Below are 24,904 nucleotides of genomic sequence, written 5' to 3'. Positions count from 1 at the left end.
GATAACGACTGAAGTCTTTACTACAAACACCGGATAGGATAACGACTGAAGTCGTTACTACAAACACCGGATAGGATAACGACTGAAGTCTTTACTACAAACACCGGATAGGATAACGACTGAAGTCTTTACTACAAACATTTAAGAACGACTTTAGTCGGGATGTTGAACAGTGGGTAGCAGTCGCTCAAAAAAGAGTGACTCATCGATCGCCCGGGTTTGTTACCCTAAGTTTGTAGGGAAACCTTCCGAGTTGCTTGAAGATCTGGCATTGGGACCAGTATTTTGGCATTGGGGTGACGGGTTGGAGGAGAATGGGAACACGACAGGGGTTGCCTTCCTCAAAACTCCCAGACTCCATCCTGTGGGAAAGGGTGCGATCGCCTGCTTTCTGCGGTTATATCGGGTGCTATCTGGATCCTCCTAAATTGTTTTGAACATAACGGATAAATCGATGCTAAATGGATTCACCTCTATTTTCAATCTGCTCAACGCTCGTTTATCGCGTCGCATTGCTTTATGGGTATTTATTAGCATTGTTGTGGTAGAAGCCCTGATTTTACTCCCTTCTGCGTATCGTCGTGAGCGCGAACTGATTCAGCAGTTAGAAGATGTTGGAGTTGCCACTACTTCTCCCCTATTGCGGTTATGTGGTTCGCCCATAACTGCGCCTAAAATTAAAGAAGTCGCCCAGCATTTAATGTTAGAATCTCGGGTAGCGGGCGGTCATGTTTACACCCAAGAGGGAGAGGCGATCGGCTCCTTTGGCGAACCCCCAGCGTTGAACTTTAATAATGTCATGAGCGATCCTTCTGTGCGCTTCCGCACTCCTGATGGTAACCGCCATGAAATGGCTATGTGGGCCGAAGCCCAGGGGAAGCCCTATCTCGTGATTCTTCGCCTTGATTCTTCTCAAATAAAAAATGAAATAAAAGCCTTTGTTATCCGAATTTTGGGCTTAGTTATTCTGATTTGTATTTTTGTAACCATCGCAACTTTAGCCGCCCTTGCACCAGCGGTAATCGTTCCCATTTTGAAACTCAGAAAAGCCTTAATTGCCGTAGGAGAATCACCGGGAGCAGTCATGGGAGACTTGGACTGTCTAGCCCTCGCCAAGAATCGTCGAGATGAATTAGGAGATGTGTTGATTGATTTTAACCGGATGAATCACCAAATCAATCGATATTTTCAGGAAATCCAAGACCGTAAAAAAGAACTGGAAAATTTAGTGGCTGAGGTAGAAATTGCCCGAGACCAATCAGAAAAACTCCTGTTGAATATTTTACCTCATACCATCGCGCAACAATTGAAACAGGGGGTTTATCCCATTGCCGAAAGTTTTCCCAATGCTACGGTTTTATTTGCCGATTTAGTGGGCTTTACTCAGCTTTCTACGGAAGTACCTGCGGTAGAAGTGGTGGAGTTGCTCAATAAAATATTTTCTATCTTTGACCAACTTGCGGAACAGTATGCGGTGGAAAAAATTAAGACCATTGGGGATGCTTATATGGTGGTGGGAGGACTTCCGCAACCTCATCCCGATTGTGCCAAGGCGATCGCGCAAATGGCCCTAGATATGCAGCAAGAGGTGCGCCAACTCGCCGCAGAAACGGGAATCCCCTTAAGCATCCGCATCGGCATCAATAATGGTCCGGTTGTCGCTGGGGTGATTGGCATCAAAAAATTTATTTACGATTTGTGGGGGGATGCAGTCAATACCGCTTCCCGGATGGAATCTCATGGCATTCCTGGACAAATTCAAGTCTCCGAGGTGACCTATTTCCTCCTGCGCGATCGCTTCGACTTCCAGTCTCGCGGCGCGATCCAGATCAAGGGGAAGGGAATGATGAAAACCTATCTCCTCCTAGGTTTGAAGGAAGAAACCCCGGTGGAAATCCAGGTGAGTGCCTCATCCTCCCAAGGATTAGCGGACCCTGCTTACCGTGAGCAAGGCCCTTAATTTTTCCGAAAAAAATTTCACGAACTTTACACAGTCTGTTCAAGCTGTGCTAACATCTGTAAAAATCTTCTTTTTAATAGAGACGCAATGGGCAAGGTTCTAGTCCTTAACGCCTCCTACGAACCGCTCAACATTACGAGCTGGAGGAGGGCCATCGTGCTATTGCTGAAAGGGAAAGCCGAGCAGGTCGAGCACAACGGGAAATTTATCTATTCCGATGTTCCCCTGCCTACGGTGATTCGGCTTCGGCATTACGTCCGCATTCCGTATCATGAAATTCCTTTGACCCGGAGAAATATCCTACACCGGGACAGCCATTCTTGTCAATACTGTGGTTATTCCGGAGATGAATTGACCTTAGATCATGTGATTCCGCGATCGCGAGGGGGTCCCGACAGTTGGGAAAATCTCGTCTCTGCCTGCGTCCGCTGCAATGTCAAAAAAGGAAACCGAACTCCGGAGGAAAGTAAAATGCCTTTAACCAGAATACCCCGCAGACCCTACAGCAGCCTTTATTTTGAGGTGAGTAAGCATCTCAAAAGCGGGCTACATCAAGAGTGGCAAAAATATGTGATTGGTGCTTAAAACCCCTTGTAGTTGGTTCAACTATGAGGGGTTTTTGCCAAGAGTTCCTGACTTATGCGATCGCAAGGGTGCACTTGAAGCGCTATCGTAGAGTTATTCTATAAACGCAGGCAATAATCTCAAAACAGTTATGGGTCTGCAATCGCGTTTGAAGTGGATGCACCGAATTGAGGGGAAAATTAGTGGAGGAATCGAACACCGAACTCGCTCAAATAGCCGTTCGGGAGGGAGCATTACCAATCGTTTCTGGCGATAGTAAGCAATGGCTAGATCCGGGAAGCGCAACGAAAGCCGAAGCACTGCGGCAGGTTTTGCAGCAGCATAGCGGCGATCGGCACTTGGTGGTGCTCCAAGACTTCCCGGACCCCGATGCCATGTCTTGTGCTTGGGCTTACAAATTAATTGCCGCCCAGTATGAGATTGAATGCGATATTGTCTACGCTGGCGCACTCAGTCACCAGGAAAATATTGCCTTGGTGAAACTCACCGGATTGCCGGTGCAGCGTTTGCCTCTAGAAGTTGCCAAAACTAAGAATTGGTCTATCTACAATGGCTGTGTCTTGATTGACAATCAGGGAACAACTTCTCAGCTTTTTTCTCTGTTAAAAACGGCACAGATTCCCTTGATTGTGGCGATCGACCATCATACGATTCAGGATGAATTAAGCGCCGAATTCCTGGATATTCGCCCTCATATTCGCGCCACTGCCACCATTTTTACCCAATATTTGATGGCAGAATTGCTCCGCATGGATGTCAATGTCAGCGATCATGTCAAATGTGCTACAGCGTTAATGCATGGGTTGCGATCGGACACGAACCAACTGCGCCAAGCGCGGGAAGATGATTTTATGGCAGCGGCTTATTTAAGCCGATTTTATGATAGCCAGTTGATTAGTTCAGTGTTGCAAGCCTCTCGGTCTAAACGGGTGATGGATGTCATCGAGCGATCGCTTAAAAATAGAATCGTTCAGAATAATTTCTGCATTGCGGGGGTCGGATACCTGCGCTACGATGACCGGGATGCCATCCCTCAAGCCGCCGATTTTCTCGTCACCGAAGAAAACGTTCATACCGCCGTTGTCTATGGCATCGTTCACGATGAAGATGAAGATATCGAGTTAGTTACAGGGTCTTTAAGAACCAATAAATTAACCTTAGACCCGGATGAATTTATCAAGGAAGCCTTTGGCAAAGATGCTCAAGGGCGCTTCTTTGGTGGAGGGCGATCGCAAGCAGGCGGATTTGAAATTCCAATGGGATTCCTTTCTGGCAGCAACGATAGTAAAGATTTTGCCCGCATGAAATGGGAAGTCTTTGACCTTCAAATTAAACAAAAACTGCTAAAATTAGTCAGTCCCAAAGATGATTTAATTCATAGCACGAATTAACATCCTTGAGATTAGATACCTCACCCTGCATCCCATGAGAAAACCCATCATCGGCATCATGGGTCCCGGTTCTAATGTGACAGAACCCGACCTAGAAAACGCCTATCAACTCGGAAAACTGATCGCTGAACAGGGGTGGATTTTATTAACCGGAGGCAGAAAAGCTGGAGTCATGGATGCCGCCAGTCAAGGAGCAAAATCCGCCAATGGATTAACCCTCGGCATCCTCCCAGGAGAAGATAAAACCGGCATATCCGACGCCATTGATATCGCCATCCTCACCGGCATCGGTAGCGCCCGAAATAATATTAATGTTCTCACCAGCGATGTGGTGATTGCCTGCGGAATGGGAACCGGGACGGCTTCAGAAATTGCGTTAGCCTTGAAGGCCGGTAAACAAGTTATTTTATTAAATGATAGCCGAGAAAGTCAGCAGTTTTTTAGCAGTTTATCGCCGGATTGGGTGATAATTGTGCAGAACCCGGAGGAGGCTATATCCAGAGTTAGAGACATTTTATCGCGTCAGGACTGCTAAACTAGAGAAAAATTCAGCAATTGCCATTACGCACCCTGGAGTAATAGAGGGCGATCTAACCGATCGCATCCAAATCAATACCCAGCGCCGCCAGTTGTTCGGGAGAGAGCGATCGCAGTTTCTCCTGCAACTCTTGCCGCTTTTGCCGTTCCAATTCCTTTTCTTGTCGTTCCAATTCCTTTTCTTGTCGTTCTTTCTGCGCTTCTTCCTGACCGATAAGCAACAAATTTCCCTCTAAATCCCACCAGCGCAACCATTTTTGCGTTTGATTTTGATAGCTTCCTTCCCAAACTCCTAACTCCACTTGCATGGGCGGAATCGGATAATGGCCGCGATCGTTTGGGTTCATCTGCTGATAGAATCCATCCACGTGATGATACACCTCCAAACTGCTATCTCGGATCGAAAAAATCCCATAATAAGGTGCCCGAATAATCTGCTCGTACACCCAAAACTTACCGGGTTTTATCACCTCTCCCTCATCACTCCGATATAAGGAAGTTCTGTCGCGTTCCTCACTGCCATCGCCAGAAGCAAATTCTAACACAATTCTCGGCGCAATATGTTCTCGCCAAATCACATAAGAACGCCGATACTGTCCCTGTAATTTTGGGGGAACATTGCCCACATAAAACCAATCAGGAGCCTCTGCACCCTTTTCCGGGGGTTCGGTTTCACGCCAATAAATCCCGCAATCTTGACCGATGCAATAATATCCATCGGGATGCAGGCGTTGTAAGGTGGAAGTTAGGGAGTCCGTGAGCAGCAGACTTTGGGGATGTTCTTGAAAATTCTTCACAAACGTACCATCAGATTCAGGTAATTGGGTGTGGTCTGGAAAAAACGGTGGTAAATCGGTTTTGGTTACTGTCTCAGTCATAATACTTTCTCATAACTTGTTGTTAATTTTGATTATAACTCATACGGTTTGAGGCACGGGACAATTAGTAGTCAATGATGTCACCCCCTTGAAAGTCGCGCCATTCTGTATCTTGTTCGTAATGCTCGACCATTGCCTCAGATTGTGCTGCCAAAATGCGGCGACGTTTGTCTACAGGCAATTGCATAAAAGCCCGCCGATCGCTTAAGGAGAGGGGTTTCTCTTCTTCGGTAACGGGATTGGCTAAAATTACAGAATATTCAACCCTTTGAGGATTCGCCACTCCCTGGGAAGCATTCAGCATTTCTAGTCTGACCAAATTTCCGTTTTTGTCATAATCAAGAATCCGGTCAGGTTGTTCGCGCTCTCTTTTTTCTACCGGACTTTCTTGAAAATAGATATTCAACACATCTGTTTCGGGATTGTCACTAATTTTCATGGTTCTCCCCTTGAAAGTTTGGGTGATATTTTCCTCGGGTTTGGGAACCCGAACTACCGATCTCGATCGCATTAGGTTTAGCTCTCTATTCTCTGCGATCGCGCCATGCTGCTAAGGGTTTGAGGTGACTTTCCTCGATTCTATCCCCCAGGGTTGCCAAAAGCGATCGCTGATCGGGAACGCCTCGGACAAAGTTGCAGTTAAGGCGATCGCCCCTGCAAAACTGCGATCGCCTTTATCCAACTTTTAATTGAGTGCAGCCGAAACTGTCTAAGAGTTAGACTGTCCTTGTGCTGCCTGCCGAACGATCTCTACATCCAACCCCAACGCTGCGGCAATTTGTTCCACACTTAACCCGATCGCCAACAACCCCGGTACGGATTCTAGCTTACCCTCCGCTTTCGCTTGCTGGTAAAATCTCGTCTGTTTTAAATCCTCTAATCCAAACATCGCTTCTAACTCCTCTGTAGCAAGATTTGAAACAGTTGGTAAAATACTGTATCTGTTTTCATTATTTCTGTTTTTATTTTTACCCTAATTTGAGATCATTTTTAATTTTTTTATTTTTATAACATAGGAAGCCTTGAGGGTGAGCAACTCACAATTTCTTGATTCAATTGCAATTGTGAGCTTATTTTTTCAGTTTCACTAACACCTGGGCTGCAGATTTTTTGTAACTTTACGACTATTTAGTGAATATTTTCATACAATTTTAGCAACAAGCCTAACTAACAGAGTCGTTTTCAAACTCTAAATTTTGTGCAGAAACTTCCGAAGATAGTGGTACAGTGATTTGTAAGTAAACCCCAATAGTTATTTCATTATCGTGAAACGTGATATTCGTAATATTAACCTTATCAGATAAACCCCGATCGTCTGGGAATTCAGTAGGGGTTGGAGTTTGATATCCAGCACCTTCAAGCCATTCGGTGATATTCCTCCAATTGTCTACCTTGCCATTGCTTTTGCCCACCAGACTTTTCACGTATCGATATAAGGTAGTACAGAGGTCAGTTTCCACACCCTTAACATTCTTGCCCAAGCGTTCCCCAATTTCAGTCGGACTGCAACCACACAGCAACCCGCGCAAGTGAAGTTTTTCCACTGGAGTCAGCCGCCTGCCCTTCGCCGATGCCAGATCCGCGTATAGGGTTTCCAAGTCCCAGTGTTTTGCCGCCTCAGCAAACTGCTCCTCATTGGGTGTCATCGGTGGATCCTCCAAAACTACTAATGATATCCTAGCACAATTCCTGATGACAGCTAGGGAACTACGGGTTTAACTTAGCTTATTCTAGATCGAAGAAAAGATTCTACAGGAGGATAAGGCACCGGTCAATAGGCCCAGAGGGAGAACATCAATCTGCCGATACAGGCATTGTCGCATTGTCTCTCTTGGTATTTTGTGGGGAGGAACTCTTATGAATCGTGAAAAGGTATTACAAGAAGCTCATACTGCAATCAAGGAACGACTGTCTCGTGACTCATTGCGTAGTTTGCAAAATGCCGCTATACAGTATGGTACTCAGAAAGGCATTTTACCAAAAGTTGAAAACTGGTTTGGGGAGCTAGAAGAGAAAGATTTTGAGAAGTTTTCACAGACAGAAACAGCCAAATGGCTGAAGGACTGGCTCCACAGCCTCCCATAGTTGCTAAAGGGCTGGTAATACCTACAGACATAACTCAACTAACTGCTGACTTGGCAGAAATTATTTTCATTGACTGGTGAATACCTAAAAAAAGAGAGTTAAGTATGGCCTATACTGCAGAAATAAGTCGGAAAAATCCAACAGCATTTCTTTTTGCCATTGATCGTTCTGGTTCGATGGAAGAGGGAATGGAATCCGGTCAGTCTAAAGCGCAGTGTGTGAGCGACGTGATGAACCGAGTTTTTAGTGAGCTACTTATTAAATGCGCTAAATCAGAAGGTGTTCGTAACTACTTTGAGATGGGCGTGATTGGATACGACACGACACTAGGAGTTGTCAATCCTCTCACTGGCGATTTAGCCCATGAATGGATAAACCCAATTAGTCTTTTTGAAACCAATCCTCTGCGAATAGAAGAGCGACAGAAGAAGATTTCTGATGGTGCTGGTGGTATTATCGAGACTACTACTAAGTTTGCTGTATGGTTTGAGCCAGTTGCGAAGGGTGGCACACCAATGTGTGCAGCTTTGCAAACCGCTTATGATGTACTGAATTACTGGTGTGCAACTCATCCTGATGGTTATCCTCCTTTGTTAATTCATATTACTGATGGGCAAAGTACAGACGGAGATCCAGAAGAAATTGCCCAGAATATTCAGCAGTTATCTACGAATGATGGCAATGTCTTAGTTTTCAATATTCACCTCTCCAGCAAGGGCGGTAACAAAGTTTTTCTTCCTGCATCTGCTTATGGTTTACCTGATGGGTATGCCGAAAAGCTGTTTGGGATGTCCAGCTATATGCCAGAAAACATGGTGAAATTTGCCCGACAATCTGGCAAAAAAGATGTTTCATCAGAATCGCGGTGCTTCGCTTACAATGTTGATGACATCACCGATCTAGTTGAACTCTTGGAAATTGGCACCAAGGCAGCAATGGACGTGGTTGATATGGATAGATAGGTAAATAAAATAATGTTAAAACAGCAATCACCTATCGATATCCTGGCGGGCCTAATATTGTTAGGATGTTTAGTTTGGTTGATATTGGACAACCTCGGTCGAGATAAAGAAACATCAACTGACAATGGAAATCAAGATAACCAGGAACCGGATTCAGAATATAACCCAGTCGTTTCAACAGCCAATGAAATCAAACCTGAGTCTACTCTTCCAATCGAGTTAGATTCATCAACGCAAGGTACAGAAGAGCAAAGAGATGAACAATCTAGTCCCTCAGATAGAGTTAAAGGTGAAATTAAAGATGGTGTAGAACTCAGAGCTTTAGACGATTATCCCGTGGAAATTCGGAGGTTCCAGATTCCAAAACAGGGACTAACTGAAGCGGAATGTGAAGATAAAAGTGCTTTAAGTTCTAGTGAAGGAAGATTGCGTGTAGCAGTTGCAGATGGTGCAACGGAAAGTCTATTTAGCGATATTTGGGCGGAGCTTATCGTAAATAGTTATATTGAAAAAGGCGCTGAACTATTTAATATTGGTAGTTTGCAGTCTTTAACTCAAGCCTTTCTTCATACAGCAAGCAAGCTTATTTTGCAAATGCCAGAAACGCGGCATTGGTTTATGTATGAAAAGCTAGAGAGGGGAAGCCATGCAACTTTTGTAGCTGCTGAGTTTTATAACCCTGAAACTATGGAAGTCTTAGCTGTGGGAGATAGTTGTATTTTTTGGCGAAACGAAGAAAATGGGAATGTAGAAATGCTACCAGAACTCTCAGCAGAAGATTTTGGTGTTTTTCCCGCATCGATCTGTAGTCTTCAGAAAACTTGGCAAAACCTAGAATCAAAAATAGTCAAACAAGAAGTTAACCTACAAAATGGATTTCAGGTAATTCTTTGTACAGATGCCTTGGCTTGTTGGCTAGTCAAAGAGTTAAAAAAAGATCTATTTATTTGGGAAAAACTCTTTAAACTATCTGATTCAATTTCCTTCACGAATTTTATAGAAAGCTTACGGTCTCAGAAAGAAATCCGAAACGATGATGTAACTTTAGTGCTGATCCATGCCATACCCATCAATGTCAGACTACAGTGAGGTTCTCCAGAACCCAAGAGTAGCTTTTAAAAATCCTGAACTTAAAGCTGCAAATGTTAAGCAAACACCTCTGGGTCTTCCTGTCCTAGTTTCTGGTGGTTTTGCTCTCACGACCTGCGTGACAACAAAAACCAACGGTCACAACACTAAATGGGCAATTCGGTGCTTTCATAAAGAAGTTCCAGATCTTCAGGAAAGATACCAGTATATTAGTAATTTTCTGCAAAAGCAGGCTGATAAATTTTTTGTCAATTTTCAATATGAACCCGAAGGAATTCAGGTTAGAGGAAGTTGGTATCCAATCGTCAAAATGGCTTGGGTTGAAGGTGATGCTTTAAATGAATATATTGAGGATAACCTCAACAACCCCACGATCCTTCGCAACCTCGCAGAGGAAGTTAAGTTAATTAGCAAGCGGCTCCATGAACTGAAAATGAGTCATGGGGATCTTCAGCATGGAAATATGCTAGTTCACAGTGGCAATCCTATCTTGATTGACTATGACGGGATGTATGTACCAGGTATGCCCTATAAATCTAGCAATGAAATAGGCCATATTAATTTTCAGCATCCGGGTCGCACTGGCTCTTTTTTTAATGAAAGAATAGATCGATTTTCTACAATAGTTCTCTATCTTAGTCTCCTTAGCGTAGCTTCCAATCCTAGCTTATGGAACAAGTATCATACGGGAGAAAATCTACTTTTTAGTCGTATAGACTATCAAGATGTCAACAGTTCTGCTCTGTTCTTAGACTTAGAAAAATTTTCTAATTTAGCACCTTTAGTTAATCGTTTTAAACAGTTATGCCTTTGCCGTATTGAGAATATTCCCCCCCTCCACGAATTCCTAAATAACAGTATTTCTCTGCCACACTTGCAAGCTGCTTTTCGTTCTTCTATCGAGAAGGATACCCTTAACTCGTCGAAGTTTATACAAAGGCAGTTTAAAGTATTGGCCTCTACTAATATTAAAGAAATTGTTAAGCAAGAGGGTGAAAAAATAACAATTGTAGGTAAAGTAATTAGTGCAAAACATTATGCAGAGGGAGGAATGTTTTTTATTAACTTTGGCAACCGTTGGGATGACTTCTGTCATTATAAACCATTTACTGTAGTTATATTTGCCCAAGGTATAGAAAAAATTTACAAAGTTAAGAAATGGGATATTTCCGACTTAGAGGGGCTAAAAGAAGAGTATGTTGAAATAACGGGGCTACTTGGCTTGTATCCGAAAAATGGCTACTTAACTCCTCAAATCATTTTAGAAGATCCCTATCACTTAAAGATCGTTACGGGTGCAGAAGCTCGTCAATTGTTGGCTCCACCCCCTCAACAAGCATCAGACCCTACTCCACCTCAAAGAACTCAGCCCACAAGTTCGACCTCTAACAGGGTTCCTCCTAGACCCAGACCACCGACAACTATTTCAGGGTCGCAAACAACTTCATCCTCTGGATCTCCTTCAGTTCCACCTAGACCACTTCCCCCCAGACCAGTACCACCGCCTCAACCTCAAGTTGTACAACCAATTTCCTCTACAACCAGAGGATCTACTCCGCCATCGCAGACCACTTATCCAGTTGCTTCATCTTCGAGGTCATCAAGTCAAACTTCATCCAAATCATCAACTCATTCATCCAAATCATCAACTACATCATCAAACGACTGCTTTATTGCAACAGCAACTTTTGGAACACCCTATGCTCCAGAAGTGAATAGATACCGTCGTTTTAGAGATGAGTACCTTAGAAAGACATTTTTGGGTACTGCATTTATTCGTGCTTACTATTATGTGGCACCAGCGCTCGCGAAAGTTATCCGGAATAATCCAAAACTGAAAAAAATAATGGCAATACTGTTAACTAAACTCTCCAAGCTGTTGCCACTAAAATAATAATTCAGTTGGATGAAGCGATCGTCTTCAATTTATCAGTGATCGCTGTTATCCATCTTTATATCTATTCGATCCACAATTCGCATTACATAATGGATAAAGGCGATCGCTTCTAGTTTAAAAAGCGATCGCCTTTATCCAATTTTCATTCTCGTTCAGCCGAAACCGTCTATGAATTAGACTGTCCTTGTGCTGCCTGCCGAACGATCTCCACATCCAACCCCAACGCTGCGGCAATTTGTTCGACACTTAAACCGATCGCCAACAACCCCGGTATGGATTCTAACTTACCTTGGATTTTTCCTTCTTGTTGACCTTCGAGCTTGCCTTCGAGTTTGCCTTCTTCCTTCCCTTCCTCTTTCGCTTGTTGGTAGAATCTCGTCTGTTTTAAATCCTCTAATCCAAACATCGCTTCTAACTCCTCCCGCGTTAACTCGGTAAACTTGTACAGGATGACCGTTTCTATTAATTCTACAACTTTTAGCTGGAGTGCGGCATCATCGAGTTCCTGCTTTGCCTGCTGTAGCAGTTGGTTCGTTTGAGCGATCGCCGTCTCTCTACTTCCCACAATCAATTCCACGATTCCCAAACCCAGTGAGGGTTCTGCTGGCATCTCTAATTCATCCAAGTAGACAAACTTGACTTGTTTGCTCATCAGCAATCCCCGATACTGGTTCGGCAATCCGGGATCCAAACTGCGCGAGGCAAACACCGCTACTGCACACCAATCATTATTCGGTTTGTATTGTCCCAGATAAACGAAAATTTCGGTAAAAAACCGCCAATAAAAGTCTGACTTAAACTGAAACTGGACTTCTACAAAGTAGATGAGCAGATCGGTTTCTTTTTCTATGGGCAAAAATAGGCCGTCAAAGCGGCGAGCGAGTTCTTTGATTTCCCGTGAAGAAAACTGATAAGCGGTTGCCCGTTCGGGAGCCTCTCCCATGATTTCAAACAGTAATTGGGGGAAGGTCTGAAAGAGTTTGTAAAATAGGGTATCTGTTCTCATTCTTTTTTCAGTGTTTCTTCTATTAATTTATCTTGAAATTTTCCCAACCCAGCAAATAAAGGAAACTATAAAGACGACCGCCCCTGCAAAACGGCGATCGCCTGATTCAACCCATGCAAACTCAACCCAAGCATCGACACGAATTCTGCAATTTCCCCTGCCGTATTCTGTTGCCAATGGTCACGCGGCATCGGATTTAACCCAGCAAAATATCGCTCCCATCCGCCCAGGAACGGCTATAAATTAATGGAAAAAAATTGCATGATTAAATCTTACCCTGCTTTTTAAGCTCAGACAAGGCATTTTCAGCCGCTTGCTTTTCAGCCTCTTTCTTGCCACAGGCTTTGCCTTTTCCATAGGGTTCATCATTGACAGACACTATAGATTGATATTCCGGTGCATGATCGGGACCTCCGATCCGTTTTGTGGTGTATTTGGGCAATATGCCAAAAGTTGTTTGGACATATTCTTGCAGCCTATTTTTGGAATCAATGTTAGAGCGAAGTTCAACGATTGTGGGAGATACCGAATCAAATAACGCCTCGATAATGGGACGAAGTTCCTCTATTTTGCGATCGCAGTCTAAATAATAGGCTCCCACCACCGCTTCAAAGGTACTACTCAATAAATTAGGATTATGAAAACCCCCAGTCTGAAGCAGCCCTTGACCCAGACGCATATGAAAGTGTAACTCCACTTCATAGGCAAATTTGGCAAGTTGTTTTTCATCCACCAATGCCGATCTCCGTCGAGTCATTTCATCTTCTGCCATTTCCGGATGCCGACAGTACAGGTATTCGCCACTAAGAAAAGTCAGTAAAGCATCCCCTAAAAACTCTAGGCGTTCATTATGTTGTTCGCCCAATTTTTCATTGGCATAAGAACGATGAGTCAATGCCTGTAGTAAGAGCTTTCCATTCTTGAATTCCAATAATTTATGGCCCATTGGTCTGAGTCTCCTGGTTAGTTTTCAGGTTAAATCATAGCATTTTTAGGGGTTTTATAACAGGACTTAATCTGATTTTGAACACGCAACCTAAATGTAGAGGCGATTCGCGAATCGCCTCTACATTTAGGGGTAATGCGTAAGTCCTATAGAAAAGAAAAAGGCGAATTAATGTTCGCCTTTTATAGTTTAATTACATCAATTCTACCTACCTACTTAATTAAAGAAAGTATCTGTTGTGGGTCAAAGCAGGGAATTCCAAATTCTTTCTCAATCCAATCTAAATAGTAGAACTTATCCACTATATTTTTGAGTTCCGGCTTGGTATTTTCATCGGAACGAATTATCAAAATCACTTGGATGTTCCGCTCTTTTAGCTGGAGGACCAAGGGAATAAAATCCTTGTCTCCTGAAACCAAAAAGACTGTAGATATTTCGGGGTTATGGCGAACATCTTGGAGGCAGTCCTCAATCAATTTTTTGTCGGCATTATTTTTCTTGCCTTTGCCAGCAGGAGCGTTGGGACAGTTAAAGCCTAAATTGTAGAAAATATTTTCTATTTTAGGAGATTCGCGCCGCCAATGTGCGCAGACATTTTTCAAGGTAATTCGCCCAAATGTCTGAGCGAAACAGTATAGAGATAGAACTTGAGATAGAACTTGAGATAGGGAAGGGTGGACATTCTGTAAATCCCAATAGATACCGACTTGATTCGACATTTTGTACCTCAATCATAATTTATGAATGGAGGCAGCTTTATGAGCTTTATGAGATATATCTGTACAGTAAAACTCCAGATACATTCTGGAACTGTTAGATCTATTTCGGTTGTCGTCTTAATCGCAGCACCTCTGTACCTTGAATCTTCACAGAGTTATTACATTGCTCTCGTATCAAACTTAGCCAGACACTCAGGGTGGAGAAATGAACAGTAGTTGAAATGAATACCTTTAAGTCAGGCATTCAGTTGAACGACTTTTCATATCTCTACCCTGAAGGTCTGGCTAAATTTGATACCAGACCAAGGTAATAACTTTATGATGAGTCAAGGTACAGGGGTGCTGCTCATAAGACGAGAACCCAAGCGTAATGCTTGCGTCGCTCTATGAGCTGCTTTAATTTTCATTAATGCACAGTCTTGGGGTTTTGTCAAGGAATTTGGCGAAATTTTTTTTCCGACCCTCATCCCTTGCTAGAGTCCCTATAGTCTATACCCATTTTCCCATACATAGCAAGCCTGCTCGGGCTACCCTGCACCGAAGCGGCTGGGACCTCTACGTTCATGGAGCCAGACTCTTCAGGGTCCAAGTCAACATCACCGGCATCGGTAGCGCCGGAAATCATATTAATATCCTAACTCCAGAACGACTAACTGGGTAAATTTTGAGAAGGGCGATCGCCAGCTTCAATCCGTCGCTGAATTGCCTCCTCAGAAATGCGGATAGTTTCTTCAGTTAAAGGTGCAGGATACCAGGTTGCCTGCACATCAGAAATCCGACGATTCACTAAAGCATCTAATACTTCTAAATTGTCTCGATGGGACAATAAATATGCTTTTAATTCCTCGCGGGACATCAGGTCAAATTTCGGGTTCATAAATAAACCTCCATTCTCCACTGGACATAATAATCACTTCTAAATTATCCCCTGCCAAAATGTAAACATAGCCCTTTTGCGGGTTATAGCAGTCCTAAATCAGTTGTGTCATGGATCCAAACCTGAGAGCCTGGGGAGTGCGAGCATCTTGCTCGCTATCTTCGTTACAAGTCATTTAGGATTGCTATATACCGAAATAAATGGATATCGCTGTATCCACAAAGGGTTCTCACCGAAAGTTAACCCCTTCATCCAATCCCTATTAAAATACCCATCAATTATTCATCAGGAGACAACAAAACCACAAACTGAACTGCTTTGAGAATTGAAATATTACGGTAACTGCTTAAATTGAGTAGATCTTTATCACCGGAAACAATATAACTCGCTTCCGCTTCCACTGCACAAGCGATGACTTGATCATCATCTGGGTCGTCAGGAACAACGCGCTCAACGGTTGGCACATCTATAATTTCTGCTAAGGCTGCATAATCTGCAACCAATTCTTCTACAGTTAAGTTAACAATTGTCGTTATTCTCACTACAAACTTGGGACGGTTCAATACATCAAGCAATTCATCTAACAACGCTTGAGACGTGCAAATAGAAATCGTACCGGAACGCGCCATTTCTAAAATTCGGCGAGGATGTCCACCCCAAAAAATACCAGAAATGACTGTATTGGTATCGAAAACTACCCGAATCGTTAGACTCTATCTCTCTTGTTCGTGCGTTTTTCCGAGCGATATGCCTCTATTTCTGCCTGAATTTCATCTTCGGAAATGGCAGCAATCTCGTTAAACTGTGAAAGTCTATCAGCAGAAGCAAAAAAACGTTGGATGCGCTCTGTTTGGGAGATAACTTCCTGAGACATTGCTACAGATTTCCGGTTAATGATGATGAAGTCTTCATTCCATGCCATCCATAACTCGGGGCTATTTTTCAGACTTTCTCTAAGTTCATCAGGTAACATGAATGTCCCATCCTCTAAGATATTAATTTTTTGGGATTCCATGATATTCCTCCAAGTTGCGGGTGTCTGTGTTTTATAGCAATTCAACTCACCTTTGTTCCCATAGACCCTGCATTCTTAGGCAGGAATTTGTATAGCTACACCCGGCAGGGGTGAGGCTATACCCTTCATTCTTGGAACTTCTTTCGCACAATTTCTACTATCTTTTCTGACGCATGACCATCCCCAAAGGGATTGACTGCGGTGGCCATTTTTTGATAGGAATCTTTGTCCTTTAACAAGGCACTGGCGGCGGTGAAAATCTCCAAGGAATCGGTGCCGACTAATTTGGCTGTACCGGCGTCGATCGCCTCGGGACGTTCTGTGGTTTCTCTTAACACCAAAACAGGTTTCCCTAATGCCGGTGCTTCTTCTTGTAATCCACCAGAATCCGTTAATAACAAATAGCATCGTTGCATGGCCCCGACTAATTCTGCATAGTCTAACGGTTCGGTTAAAAATACCCGGGGATGATTGCCTAACATGGCTTGTAATGGTTCCCGGACCGTGGGATTTTTATGGAGGGGTAACAGTAAGGCGGTATCGGGAAATTCATCTAAGGTTTTGAGAAATCCTTGGGCAATTCCCGTTAGGGGTTCTCCCCAATTTTCGCGGCGGTGAACTGTGGCGAGGAGGACGCGATATTGTTGCCAATCTAGTCCGGGTATGGGACAGTCCGGTTGGCGAGAGGCGACGGAGAGTAAGGCATCGATGACGGTGTTTCCGGTGAGGTGAATGTCTCCGGTGACGCCCGATCGCTCTAAATTTTCTACCGCTTTTGTGGTGGGGGCAAAATGTAGTTGCGCCAGTTGGGAAATTAACCGGCGATTGGCTTCTTCGGGATAAGGATTGAAGAGTTCATCGGTCCTTAAACCGGCTTCGACGTGACCGATCGCCACTTTTTGATAAAACGCAGCTAAAGCGCCAGCAAAGGCGGTGGTGGTATCCCCTTGGACGATTAATAAATTGGGGGTAGTCTCTTGCAAGAACCTTTCAAGTCCCTGTAAACTGCCACAGGTAATATCTGTCAAGGTTTGCTGATGTTTCATGATACCCAGGTCGCAGTCGGCTTGCAAATCGAACAGATGCATGACCTGCTCCACCATTTCCCGATGTTGGCCGGTTAAAATAACTTGGGTCGTGAAATCCGGCGATCGCCGGAATGCCTGGATCACCGGGGCCAGTTTAATCGCTTCAGGACGGGTTCCCAGGGCAATCAAAATTTTCAGGGGAGAGTTTAGCATGGGGCGCTTGATCGGCAGGTGAACAACAGGCAGAACCCACCCATTCTGTTAAAAGATGTCAAGTTTTGGGAAAACTTTGACAAAGAGAGGGGTGAGTTAGATCTATCTTAGAATACATCCACTCGTTGATTGCTAGACTTACTCGACTGCCCGGATTCCCCCCTTCCCTAGACTGAGCCAATTGCCTAAAATTTAATCCCTGTTCGTTAAAGAGAGAGAGTCATGACACAATCTCAGCGCCCACCTGTTCCACCCCCGCCGCCACCGCCACCGGGTCGGCCTCCTGCGGCCCGGGCCCCTGGAGGTCCTCCGATGCCACCGCCGCCACCGCCACCGGGTCGGCCACCGGGTCCCCCGGCTGGTGCAGCCCCTGCCGCCCAACCTGCGACCCCCGCAGCCCCCGCAGCCCCCAAAGGTCCCGGCCCTAGTCCCGGACATCCCACCTTGCGGGAACTCGTGGTCCGTGCCAATGAAGAGGGAATTTCCGATATTCACCTCGGGGTGAATGAACTGCCGCGCTTCCGCAAACGTGGGGATATTACAGACGCTGGGTATCCCGTCACCGATCTCAGCACGTTTATGAGTTGGTTGCGCGAATGTATGAGCAATGAAGAAATCCAGCAGTTTCAGGAAAACCTAGACTTTGACGGGGCGTTTGATTTTGGGTTTGTGCGGGTCCGGGTCAGTGCGTTTGACTCCTTGGCAGGTCCAGCGATGGTGTTGCGACTGATTGCTGCCAAAATCCTGACGATGGAGCAGCTAAACTTGCCTGAAGTGTTTAAAAAAGTCTGCCATTATCACAAGGGTTTGGTGTTGGTGACGGGACCGACGGGTTCGGGTAAGTCCACCACAATGGCGGCGATGATTGACTACATGAATAAGAATTTCGCCTATCACATGATCACCATTGAGGATCCGGTGGAATTCGTTCATGAAAGTAAGAAATCCCTGATTAAACACCGGGAAGTGGGTCGGCATACCCTGAAGTTTTTTAATGCGCTCAAAGGGGCGTTGCGCCAAGATCCGGATATGATTTTGGTGGGAGAAATTCGGGACAAAGAGACAGTCGGGATTGCGATTAAAGCAGCCTCTACGGGTCACTTAGTCATGGGAACCCTGCATACGAATAGTGCAGTCAAAACCCTGACTCGGATTCTGGATATGTTCTCAGCGGAAGAACAAATTTCGATTCGGGTTTCGCTTTCGGAAATTTTGGTTTCGATTATTGCCCAGTTGTTGTGTAAAACCACCGATGGGAAGCGGGCAGCGTTCCATGATATTCTAATTAATACGGATGTCATCAAGGAATATATCCTCAAGGAACAGTATGAGGAGATTCAACAAATCATGATGAAAGATAGTTATGAAGGCATGACAACGATGAACCGATCGCTCTATGATCTGTATCAAGAAGGGCGAATTACCGAAGAGATTGCCTTGGAACAGTCGCCCACCCCGAACGAAATGGCTCAAATGCTCCGAGGACGGATTTAAACGTTCAAAAACTCGGTTTTTTGTGTGGCGGGAGTTGTTATGAATGTTAAGGGGTCCAAACTGGCCGATCGCTTACCTTTCATAACTGTGATTTCCAACTGTGGGTTTCGTCCTGTACTGTTTCCTATAGCGTCTATAGCAACCCTAAATGAGTGGAGCATGGATCCCAACTTAAAACTCTTGTAGGGCGAGCATCTTGCTCCCTTGGGTTGTTACCGGAGAGCGAGCATCTTGCTCCCTTGGTTTGTTACACAAAATTTTAGGACTGCTATCTTCCCCATCTGATATTCCAGCGATCGCGAGTTGTTGAAAAACCCATCCTCTTCTCTTCCCCAATTATTTAAGGGGATTGCTCTGTTTACTCCCGGTGGAGACCTAATTTACTGTATTGACCCAAGCAAAAAAAATCGGTGGCATCTAAACTTATGTGCCGTCCTCCAAGAATGGCTAGGGTTAATGGAACCCCCCCATTTCCTGGTTCCTTGTTATACCGCAACGGTGGACCGATGGCTTGATCCCTATAGCGGACAAGTGCAAACTTCCGCGATCGCCTCGGGTTCCGTCCTGCGCTATCAAGCCCTGCTGAATGCTATCTTTGAACTGGAGGACTTGACTTGGGCGATCGCGCCTTGGTCGGAAGAGTTATGTCATCCAATGGTGTTAGCCACCTATCGTCAGCAGTTTCCCCAACTCTGGGAAAATCATGAGCTGATTGTCCGCTTGGAGTCTACCGCCGACGAGGGCAGCGTTCACCCCCCGAATTTATCCCCGAAGTTGAGGTTTACTTTGTCCGAACAAACCCCGACTCAAGGATATGTGCTCCGGTTATTTGTTTCGGGTCATACAGGAGCAACGGAGAGAACCCTTAAGACTTTGCACCAGCTTTTGGAAGAGTCTTTAGGCTATCCCTATACCTTGAAAGTGATTGATGTTTCTAAACATCCAGAACAGGCAGAACAGGCTCAAGTTTCCGCTACACCTACCCTGGTCAAAATGTGGCCCTTGCCCGTGCGCCGCATTGTCGGAAATTTAGAAGATGAAGATAAAATTCTGAATCTACTGGGCTGTCTGAAATCTTAAGTTGAGCCGATGAACATTAGACCTCTTGCAAAAAAAAGGATTGATCCCCCCAACCCCCCTTAGATCCCCCCCCCGCCCCCCTGATTATCCCCCTCCCGTCCCCCTTAAGAAGGGGGAAGCCAGAGGAATAAATGTTTAATTACTGGGGGGAGCCAGAGGAATAAATGTTGAGTTCCAGGGGGGCTTTAAAGAATTTTGCAAGAGGTCTAGTAATTGTTCCTAAATTGTTCGTAAATTGTTCGTAGTGACCCCTTCAGGGGTCCTCTTGATGCAAGTAAGTAATTGTAGGGTGGGCAATGCCCACCTGAATTACGGTGGGCATTGCCCACCCTACAATTACTACAATTACTTCATCCCAGGTGTGTTATGAAAAAGGGCGCACAGGATGCGCCCCCTTGTTTTACTAAGGATTCGGAGAAGATTCCGGGGTGAGGGGTTCGAGGGTCTCGAATAATAAGGCGATCGCCGGTTCGAGCTTCGATGCAGCCACATCCGTTGCGGAAATCAGCAACAAATAGACCGTGCGATCGCGCTGACGGACCAAAATTGTCCCCTGCATCGGGGTCTGATTATTGAAAATCCCAGTCCAAGGGACGAGCACATCTCCCGAGGCGACTGGTCTAAACTCATCAGGACTAAATCCTTCCCCCCGCTTAAATTCCTCAATGGCAATTTCTGCCAACTCCTCATTACTCAAGGTGCGGTCCGTCGCCAGGGGTTGGACAATCACCGTATAGGCTAAATTTCCATCGGGAGATTCAATTAACGGAATCCCCGCTGAAGTGCCAATTTTATAGGGTTGCAGCGGTCCTCTGTCCGCCGTTTCCGCTTCATTCTCCGTCGGTAAATATTCCGCCAGCACTCCCACCGTAAACCGTCCCCCGGGGTCTTGATAGGGTTCTTCGGTCAACTGCACAGGACTGGCTTCTAATTGTTCCTCAGACAGACTCGGGGCCGGGGTAGAAGCGGGGGAAGAGGGGGGAGATGGGGAAGATTGGGGAGATGGGGAGGATGGGGGAGTGGAGTTGGTTTGAGAGCCTCTTTGGGCGACTTGAATCACCCTAGGAGGAGCCTCTGCTGCGCGAGCATTTAACTGCAAATTAGAGAGACCCATCTGAGGGTGCAGGGGACCCGCACGATGGTCCGCCATCATCAAAGTTAGTGCAGTTAGCAGCCCCAAACCGAGCAACCAAAGCCGGTTTCGTTTCATGTTCAGCTTCCTCGTTTTCATACTGGGAGTGATTAATCCAGGAAATAGGCGATCGCCCAGGGCGTCGGTACAGGATTGGTGAGAAACCGGGTTGATGCCAGAAAATATGAGCTCATCAGTCACAAAGCAACGGCGATGAAACCCAGTTTCTTGTCCCCTTGATTGAATACTGTACCCACGTCCTAGCGGCCTAAAACAGCGGCGTTACCGATATCAAATAACCCCGCAATACAGCCGGTCATTAACGTGGCTAGAGTACCGGCCCAAAGCGCTTTAAAGCCCAAAGAAGCCACTTCATTGCGACGTTCAGGGATTAACCCGGATAACCCTCCGACAAAAATGCCGTAGGAGGCAAAATGGGTAAACCCACAGAGCACATAGCTGACGACTAACAGGGCGCGAGTGCTCAGTTCCCCAGACTGGGCGAACGCCCCGAGGGCTTGATAGGGGGGAATATTCGTTTCAAACAGCCTGCGGCCAATCAAGAGGGAACAGGTCCACAATTCCTGCCACTCTAGGGATACCCCCGTTAAAAAGGTCAGGGGTAAAAATAACATTCCCAGGAGATTGGCTAGAGGATTAGCAAAGAACTGGGTTACTAAAGAAGGGTCCCCGCTTGGCGATGCGCCAACCACGAGGGTTGAGATCCCACTAAAGACGGCATTAATTAGAGCAACCATTCCCAGAATGGCAATAATCGCCGCAGCAATTCCCACGGCCATTTTCACCCCATCCAAGGCCCCGCCAATTAAACTATCCATTGGGTTGGGACGCTTAGTGGAATCCGAGGTTTTGTCTTCGGGAATGTGACCGAGGGTTTTCGGTTCGCCAGTTTCGGGGATTAACAGTTTAGAAATCACGAAACAAGCGGGAATGGTCATAATCGAAGCGGAGACCAAGTGACCGGCAATGGAGGGAAAAGTTGGGCGCAATAACCCGGCATAGAGAGCTAATACCGAAGAGGCGATCGAACCAAAGCAACTGGTCAAAATCGCGCAAAGTTCGCTGCGGGTCATGTCTAATAAAAAGGGTTTGATGGCGATCGCCGATTCAATCCCTACAAAAATATTAGCCGCCCCTGCCATTGATTCAGCCCCACTGATTCTCATGGTTTTCTGGAAAATCACCGCAAACCACTTCACCACCGGCTGAATAATATTCAGGCGATACAATAGGCTGACCAATCCAGAAAAGAAAATAACTTGAGGCAAAGCGCGAAAGGCTAGGACATAAGCAAACCCGGGATTGAGATTATCCGTACCGAGGCGATCGCCCGCCACTGCAACGTAAGGATTGCCGACAGTTCGGGCAATCCAGCGACCTGCTGGCCCTGGACCTGCGGCAAAATTGGGGTCTGCCACCAACATCGAAGCCGGTCCCCCAAACAGGAATTGCGCCCCAGCTTCCGAGGCATCCAGGACCACATTGAGCAAGTCACTCAGTCCTTCAACGAGACTGCTCCCCAACCCAAACACGATTAATCCCACAACCATTTGTAGGCCAATTCCCCAAAAAATCACCTTCCAGGGAATAATTCGACGATCTTCGGAACCCAGCCATGCAACAAAGCATAGCCCCACGATTCCGAGTAATGAGAGTAAATTTAATATCGGGTTCATTTTCGATTGACGTCTCCCGCACGATGAACGGTGTGGTGATCGACTGTAAGCCAATTGGACTGGTTTAACACTCCCCCATTCCAACCATTTGGAACCCGAGGAGGTGGGTGCGTTTTGTCCACTTCTCTTGAGGAATAGCCAACAGGGTTTGAATCTTTCATAAAAAAGTTGACTCAAACCGATAACCGTTGACTCTTTAATATCAAATGCGAAAGTGAATTTCGATTTAGACGTCCCGGGCCAAATTCTAACGTTATCCGGGCATTCCTGTCTAGTTCTGCCCTCAAAATTTTTGAAAAATTCTCTCTGTTGTCCGGATAAAAAATAAAATCCCCATTTGGGGAGCTTACTTGGGGCTTTATTAACTTGACCTCAGAGCGAGTGTCCCTTATTTTGAAGTCCTCTGTGCCTTGTGTTACAGTAGTTAGTTTTTAGCTCAATTCTCGGGTACACAAAAACCCGGTGCACATAATCCAGTCAACTCCAGGGTGCTTACGGTTAGGGTATCTAAGGCTACCTGTCGGATGCGATGATTATTGGTATCGGCAATATAAAGGATGCCTGTAGTCATACTCAAACCCCCCGGTTCAAAAAAGCGGGTGGCGGTATTTTTCCCATCTAATAATCCCGAGGTTCCATCTCCTAGAACGGTTTTGCACTGACCCGTTTTGGGATGGACGGTTTTAATTTTGTGGTTGTAGGTATCTGCAACCCACAGCAATCCCTCGGCATAATCGATGCCGAGACAATGTTGCAAGAGGGCCTCTTCTGCGGTGCCATCGCGATCGCCAAATCCAAACAAATCGCCACTGCCGCAGAGGGTTCGCACCCGGGGTTCATCCCCTAACCCGATCGCCCGAATGGAACTAATTTCACTATCCGCCACAAACAGTTCCTCGTCATCGGTGGTAATGCCGCTAGGTTGAGCAAATGCCGCCTCATCAAGTGCTCCATCAATGCCAGCTTCCGCACCGATGCCACTGTAAGTCCCGACGGTCCCATCCATCAAATCCAACGCCCAAATTTGGTGGGACCCGGCCATTGCGATTAATAACAGTTCCCCGCCAATCAGTTCTAAATCCCAGGGGGAATTTAAAGGTGTTTCTAATCCGTAACCTCCTTGGGGACTCAGGGTGCGATTTTGTTCGCCAGTTCCCGCCAGGGTTTGCACCTGTTGGGTGGTGAAATCGATTTGCCGGATGGCATGGTTATCCGTATCTGCCACATAGAGAGATTGGGAGTTCTCATCCCAACTCATGCCTTGGGGTCCAAAAAACTGCGCTTCCGAAAAAGACCCATCGGTGAGTCCCGGGGTGCCATTGCCGATGATGGATTGTACGGTGCCTTCTAGGGTGGTGACAATGATGCGATGATGACCCGAGTCAGCAATAAATAGGCGACTGCTGGCGGCATCGGCGAGAACTTTTCCGGGAAACGCTAAGGGGGTAATTAAGGGATGTTTCTGTTTTTCTAGGACAGGTTTGATATCAGGAATGGAGACGGAACCTTGAGCTTGCTGCTGGGCGATTAATTGGGCGATCGCCTCATCTAATTCCCCCCGTTTCCCTTCTCCCGAAACCATTCCCACCACATATCCCAGAGGGTCAATTAAAATTAAAGTCGGCCATGCGCGCACCGCATATTGTTGCCAAATTTCAAACTCCCGATCCACAATCACCGGATGTTCGATATCATGTCTCAGAATCGCCTGCCGGATATTTTCTATTTCTTTTTCGTTTTCAAATTTAGCTGAATGAACGCCAATGACTGTGAGATGTTCGGGATATTTTTGCTCTAAGTATTTTAAATCCGGTAAAATATGCAGGCAGTTAATACAGCAATAGGTCCAAAAGTCAAGTAACACAATTCGCCCTTTTAATTGGTTTAGGGATAAAGGGCGATCGCAATTGAACCAAGTTTGATGGTCAGGAAATTCTGGCGCTCTCACCCGAGGAAGATTCATGGACTTAATTTCACGATGGGTTGACTCGATTATTTTAAATGAAAATCCCCCGTTCGTAGTAACTCCTTCAGGAGTTAACTTGATGCAACTATAGCGGTTCCCATAGTTTCTAGTCCTATGAGTAGGGGGTGAGAAACCGGGTTTCTTTCATCAACTGAGGCAATCCAACAACAATGGTCACAGAAACCCGGTTTCTTGTCCTAGGGTAAAGGGTGAGAAACCGGGTTTCTTTCCTAAATTTAGGCAATCCAACAACAATTGTCGCAGAAACCCGGTTTCTTGTCCTGGGGTGGGGGGTGAGAAACCGGGTTTCTTTCCTAAATTTAGGCAATCCAACAACAATTGTCGCA

The 24,904-nt window shown here is 45.6% G+C and carries 27 protein-coding genes and 1 pseudogene; 12 read left to right on the top strand and 16 right to left on the bottom strand.

Features of this window, described 5'->3' with window-relative positions; all coding sequences use genetic code 11:
- Nucleotides 1–271 precede the first annotated feature (271 nt).
- From NG833_RS28935 to NG833_RS28915, 5 genes are all read left to right on the top strand, one after another.
- Nucleotides 272–427, top strand: coding sequence for a hypothetical protein (locus tag NG833_RS28935; RefSeq protein WP_254568725.1), 156 nt, complete (start codon nt 272–274; stop codon nt 425–427).
- Between the two features lie 27 nt (nt 428–454).
- Complete coding sequence (locus NG833_RS28930; RefSeq protein ID WP_254568724.1) at nt 455–1,960, top strand: adenylate/guanylate cyclase domain-containing protein; 1,506 nt, start codon at nt 455–457, stop codon at nt 1,958–1,960.
- A gap of 87 nt (nt 1,961–2,047) precedes the next feature.
- Nucleotides 2,048–2,545, top strand: a complete 498-nt coding sequence (locus NG833_RS28925) for an HNH endonuclease (protein WP_015150681.1) — start codon at nt 2,048–2,050, stop codon at nt 2,543–2,545.
- Nucleotides 2,546–2,727: 182 nt separating this feature from the next.
- Nucleotides 2,728–3,936 carry a bifunctional oligoribonuclease/PAP phosphatase NrnA gene (locus NG833_RS28920; protein ID WP_375293980.1) on the top strand — a complete coding sequence of 403 codons (1,209 nt, stop codon included), beginning with the start codon at nt 2,728–2,730 and terminating at the stop codon, nt 3,934–3,936.
- A gap of 34 nt (nt 3,937–3,970) precedes the next feature.
- Nucleotides 3,971–4,471: a TIGR00725 family protein gene (locus NG833_RS28915; RefSeq protein ID WP_254568723.1), complete on the top strand. Its 501-nt coding sequence runs from the start codon at nt 3,971–3,973 to the stop codon at nt 4,469–4,471.
- 55 nt (nt 4,472–4,526) lie between these two features.
- Here the strand turns inward: NG833_RS28915 and NG833_RS28910 are convergent, their stop codons facing one another.
- Together NG833_RS28910 and NG833_RS28905 are read right to left on the bottom strand one after the other, a co-directional pair.
- Entirely contained in the window at nt 4,527–5,351 is an 825-nt protein-coding gene (locus NG833_RS28910; RefSeq protein WP_254568722.1) for a Uma2 family endonuclease, read from the bottom strand.
- Between the two features lie 64 nt (nt 5,352–5,415).
- Nucleotides 5,416–5,862, bottom strand: coding sequence for a DUF2283 domain-containing protein (locus NG833_RS28905; protein WP_254568721.1), 447 nt, complete (start codon nt 5,860–5,862; stop codon nt 5,416–5,418).
- 52 nt (nt 5,863–5,914) lie between these two features.
- Here NG833_RS28905 and NG833_RS30700 point away from each other — a divergent pair, with 52 nt between their 5' ends.
- Nucleotides 5,915–6,040: a hypothetical protein gene (locus tag NG833_RS30700; RefSeq protein ID WP_256556209.1), complete on the top strand. Its 126-nt coding sequence runs from the start codon at nt 5,915–5,917 to the stop codon at nt 6,038–6,040.
- Between the two features lie 20 nt (nt 6,041–6,060).
- On the opposite strand, the gene NG833_RS28900 is transcribed toward NG833_RS30700, so the two are convergent.
- Nucleotides 6,061–6,240: a hypothetical protein gene (locus NG833_RS28900; protein ID WP_254568720.1), complete on the bottom strand. Its 180-nt coding sequence runs from the start codon at nt 6,238–6,240 to the stop codon at nt 6,061–6,063.
- Between the two features lie 274 nt (nt 6,241–6,514).
- Nucleotides 6,515–6,997 (bottom strand): helix-turn-helix domain-containing protein, encoded by a 483-nt coding sequence (locus tag NG833_RS28895; protein ID WP_254568719.1) that lies wholly within the window; start codon nt 6,995–6,997, stop codon nt 6,515–6,517.
- 211 nt (nt 6,998–7,208) lie between these two features.
- Between NG833_RS28895 and NG833_RS28890 the strand changes: the two genes are divergently transcribed.
- The 4 genes from NG833_RS28890 (at nt 7,209) to NG833_RS28875 (ending at nt 11,381) form a co-directional block, all read left to right on the top strand.
- Nucleotides 7,209–7,436: a hypothetical protein gene (locus tag NG833_RS28890; protein WP_254568718.1), complete on the top strand. Its 228-nt coding sequence runs from the start codon at nt 7,209–7,211 to the stop codon at nt 7,434–7,436.
- A gap of 104 nt (nt 7,437–7,540) precedes the next feature.
- Nucleotides 7,541–8,398 carry a vWA domain-containing protein gene (locus NG833_RS28885; RefSeq protein ID WP_254568717.1) on the top strand — a complete coding sequence of 286 codons (858 nt, stop codon included), beginning with the start codon at nt 7,541–7,543 and terminating at the stop codon, nt 8,396–8,398.
- A gap of 12 nt (nt 8,399–8,410) precedes the next feature.
- A complete protein-coding gene (locus NG833_RS28880; protein WP_254568716.1) occupies nt 8,411–9,487 on the top strand; it encodes a protein phosphatase 2C domain-containing protein in 1,077 nt (358 codons plus the stop codon).
- Nucleotides 9,471–11,381, top strand: coding sequence for a CFI-box-CTERM domain-containing protein (locus NG833_RS28875; RefSeq protein ID WP_254568715.1), 1,911 nt, complete (start codon nt 9,471–9,473; stop codon nt 11,379–11,381). The genes NG833_RS28880 and NG833_RS28875 overlap by 17 nt, the downstream gene beginning before the upstream one ends.
- Nucleotides 11,382–11,550: 169 nt before the next feature.
- On the opposite strand, the gene NG833_RS28870 is transcribed toward NG833_RS28875, so the two are convergent.
- The 9 genes and pseudogenes from NG833_RS28870 to wecB all read right to left on the bottom strand — a co-directional run bounded on the left by NG833_RS28870 (nt 11,551) and on the right by wecB (nt 17,188).
- Nucleotides 11,551–12,390 carry an Rpn family recombination-promoting nuclease/putative transposase gene (locus tag NG833_RS28870; RefSeq protein ID WP_254568714.1) on the bottom strand — a complete coding sequence of 280 codons (840 nt, stop codon included), beginning with the start codon at nt 12,388–12,390 and terminating at the stop codon, nt 11,551–11,553.
- Nucleotides 12,391–12,455: 65 nt separating this feature from the next.
- Entirely contained in the window at nt 12,456–12,581 is a 126-nt protein-coding gene (locus tag NG833_RS30695; RefSeq protein WP_256556208.1) for a hypothetical protein, read from the bottom strand.
- 74 nt (nt 12,582–12,655) lie between these two features.
- On the bottom strand, nt 12,656–13,336 hold the full coding sequence (rnc, locus tag NG833_RS28865) for a ribonuclease III (RefSeq protein WP_254568713.1): 681 nt from the start codon (nt 13,334–13,336) through the stop codon (nt 12,656–12,658).
- A gap of 212 nt (nt 13,337–13,548) precedes the next feature.
- On the bottom strand, nt 13,549–14,055 hold the full coding sequence (locus NG833_RS28860) for an NYN domain-containing protein (RefSeq protein WP_254568712.1): 507 nt from the start codon (nt 14,053–14,055) through the stop codon (nt 13,549–13,551).
- A gap of 649 nt (nt 14,056–14,704) precedes the next feature.
- On the bottom strand, nt 14,705–14,932 hold the full coding sequence (locus tag NG833_RS28855) for a DUF6887 family protein (RefSeq protein WP_254568711.1): 228 nt from the start codon (nt 14,930–14,932) through the stop codon (nt 14,705–14,707).
- A pseudogene (locus NG833_RS31140) lies at nt 14,916–15,011 on the bottom strand (hypothetical protein); the annotation flags it as partial. The gene NG833_RS28855 and the pseudogene NG833_RS31140, both read right to left, overlap by 17 nt.
- A 199-nt stretch (nt 15,012–15,210) precedes the next feature.
- Entirely contained in the window at nt 15,211–15,636 is a 426-nt protein-coding gene (locus tag NG833_RS28850; RefSeq protein WP_309143893.1) for a putative toxin-antitoxin system toxin component, PIN family, read from the bottom strand.
- Between the two features lie 2 nt (nt 15,637–15,638).
- Nucleotides 15,639–15,947 carry a hypothetical protein gene (locus tag NG833_RS28845; RefSeq protein WP_254568710.1) on the bottom strand — a complete coding sequence of 103 codons (309 nt, stop codon included), beginning with the start codon at nt 15,945–15,947 and terminating at the stop codon, nt 15,639–15,641.
- A 125-nt stretch (nt 15,948–16,072) separates the two neighbouring features.
- Nucleotides 16,073–17,188: a non-hydrolyzing UDP-N-acetylglucosamine 2-epimerase gene (gene wecB / locus NG833_RS28840; protein ID WP_254568709.1), complete on the bottom strand. Its 1,116-nt coding sequence runs from the start codon at nt 17,186–17,188 to the stop codon at nt 16,073–16,075.
- A gap of 222 nt (nt 17,189–17,410) precedes the next feature.
- On the opposite strand from wecB, the gene NG833_RS28835 reads away from it, so the two are divergent.
- Together NG833_RS28835 and NG833_RS28830 are read left to right on the top strand one after the other, a co-directional pair.
- Nucleotides 17,411–18,682 (top strand): type IV pilus twitching motility protein PilT, encoded by a 1,272-nt coding sequence (locus NG833_RS28835; protein WP_254568708.1) that lies wholly within the window; start codon nt 17,411–17,413, stop codon nt 18,680–18,682.
- 306 nt (nt 18,683–18,988) lie between these two features.
- On the top strand, nt 18,989–19,762 hold the full coding sequence (locus NG833_RS28830) for a circadian clock KaiB family protein (protein WP_254568707.1): 774 nt from the start codon (nt 18,989–18,991) through the stop codon (nt 19,760–19,762).
- Between the two features lie 403 nt (nt 19,763–20,165).
- Here the strand turns inward: NG833_RS28830 and NG833_RS28825 are convergent, their stop codons facing one another.
- The 3 genes from NG833_RS28825 to NG833_RS28815 form a co-directional block, all read right to left on the bottom strand.
- Nucleotides 20,166–21,095, bottom strand: a complete 930-nt coding sequence (locus NG833_RS28825) for a hypothetical protein (RefSeq protein ID WP_254568706.1) — start codon at nt 21,093–21,095, stop codon at nt 20,166–20,168.
- Nucleotides 21,096–21,154: 59 nt separating this feature from the next.
- Nucleotides 21,155–22,591 carry a NupC/NupG family nucleoside CNT transporter gene (locus NG833_RS28820; RefSeq protein ID WP_254568705.1) on the bottom strand — a complete coding sequence of 479 codons (1,437 nt, stop codon included), beginning with the start codon at nt 22,589–22,591 and terminating at the stop codon, nt 21,155–21,157.
- Nucleotides 22,592–23,027: 436 nt separating this feature from the next.
- Nucleotides 23,028–24,554 (bottom strand): thioredoxin-like domain-containing protein, encoded by a 1,527-nt coding sequence (locus NG833_RS28815; RefSeq protein ID WP_254568704.1) that lies wholly within the window; start codon nt 24,552–24,554, stop codon nt 23,028–23,030.
- Nucleotides 24,555–24,904 lie beyond the last annotated feature (350 nt).

This window comes from Oscillatoria sp. HE19RPO, from assembly GCF_024220515.1.
In the GTDB taxonomy this organism is placed as follows: Bacteria; Cyanobacteriota; Cyanobacteriia; order Cyanobacteriales; family Laspinemataceae; genus Laspinema.
The sequence above is the reverse complement of the archived record's forward strand: the minus strand, read 5'-3'. Positions and strand labels throughout refer to the sequence as shown.

Bases quoted from the DNA above. Each gene is read 5' to 3' on its own strand.
- NG833_RS28820 (WP_254568705.1), bottom strand. From the start codon at position 22,591: ATGAACCCGATATTAAATTTACTCTCATTACTCGGAATCGTGGGGCTA.
- NG833_RS28835 (WP_254568708.1), top strand. From the start codon at position 17,411: ATGACACAATCTCAGCGCCCACCTGTTCCACCCCCGCCGCCACCGCCA.
- NG833_RS30695 (WP_256556208.1), bottom strand. From the start codon at position 12,581: ATGCCGCGTGACCATTGGCAACAGAATACGGCAGGGGAAATTGCAGAA.
- NG833_RS28905 (WP_254568721.1), bottom strand. From the start codon at position 5,862: ATGCGATCGAGATCGGTAGTTCGGGTTCCCAAACCCGAGGAAAATATC.
- NG833_RS28895 (WP_254568719.1), bottom strand. From the start codon at position 6,997: ATGACACCCAATGAGGAGCAGTTTGCTGAGGCGGCAAAACACTGGGAC.
- NG833_RS28890 (WP_254568718.1), top strand. From the start codon at position 7,209: ATGAATCGTGAAAAGGTATTACAAGAAGCTCATACTGCAATCAAGGAA.
- NG833_RS28880 (WP_254568716.1), top strand. From the start codon at position 8,411: ATGTTAAAACAGCAATCACCTATCGATATCCTGGCGGGCCTAATATTG.
- NG833_RS28815 (WP_254568704.1), bottom strand. From the start codon at position 24,554: ATGAATCTTCCTCGGGTGAGAGCGCCAGAATTTCCTGACCATCAAACT.
- NG833_RS28845 (WP_254568710.1), bottom strand. From the start codon at position 15,947: ATGGAATCCCAAAAAATTAATATCTTAGAGGATGGGACATTCATGTTA.
- wecB (WP_254568709.1), bottom strand. From the start codon at position 17,188: ATGCTAAACTCTCCCCTGAAAATTTTGATTGCCCTGGGAACCCGTCCT.
- NG833_RS28855 (WP_254568711.1), bottom strand. From the start codon at position 14,932: ATGAACCCGAAATTTGACCTGATGTCCCGCGAGGAATTAAAAGCATAT.
- NG833_RS28930 (WP_254568724.1), top strand. From the start codon at position 455: ATGCTAAATGGATTCACCTCTATTTTCAATCTGCTCAACGCTCGTTTA.
- NG833_RS28860 (WP_254568712.1), bottom strand. From the start codon at position 14,055: ATGTCGAATCAAGTCGGTATCTATTGGGATTTACAGAATGTCCACCCT.
- NG833_RS28870 (WP_254568714.1), bottom strand. From the start codon at position 12,390: ATGAGAACAGATACCCTATTTTACAAACTCTTTCAGACCTTCCCCCAA.
- NG833_RS28900 (WP_254568720.1), bottom strand. From the start codon at position 6,240: ATGTTTGGATTAGAGGATTTAAAACAGACGAGATTTTACCAGCAAGCG.
- rnc (WP_254568713.1), bottom strand. From the start codon at position 13,336: ATGGGCCATAAATTATTGGAATTCAAGAATGGAAAGCTCTTACTACAG.
- NG833_RS28875 (WP_254568715.1), top strand. From the start codon at position 9,471: ATGTCAGACTACAGTGAGGTTCTCCAGAACCCAAGAGTAGCTTTTAAA.
- NG833_RS28925 (WP_015150681.1), top strand. From the start codon at position 2,048: ATGGGCAAGGTTCTAGTCCTTAACGCCTCCTACGAACCGCTCAACATT.
- NG833_RS28885 (WP_254568717.1), top strand. From the start codon at position 7,541: ATGGCCTATACTGCAGAAATAAGTCGGAAAAATCCAACAGCATTTCTT.
- NG833_RS28910 (WP_254568722.1), bottom strand. From the start codon at position 5,351: ATGACTGAGACAGTAACCAAAACCGATTTACCACCGTTTTTTCCAGAC.
- NG833_RS28915 (WP_254568723.1), top strand. From the start codon at position 3,971: ATGAGAAAACCCATCATCGGCATCATGGGTCCCGGTTCTAATGTGACA.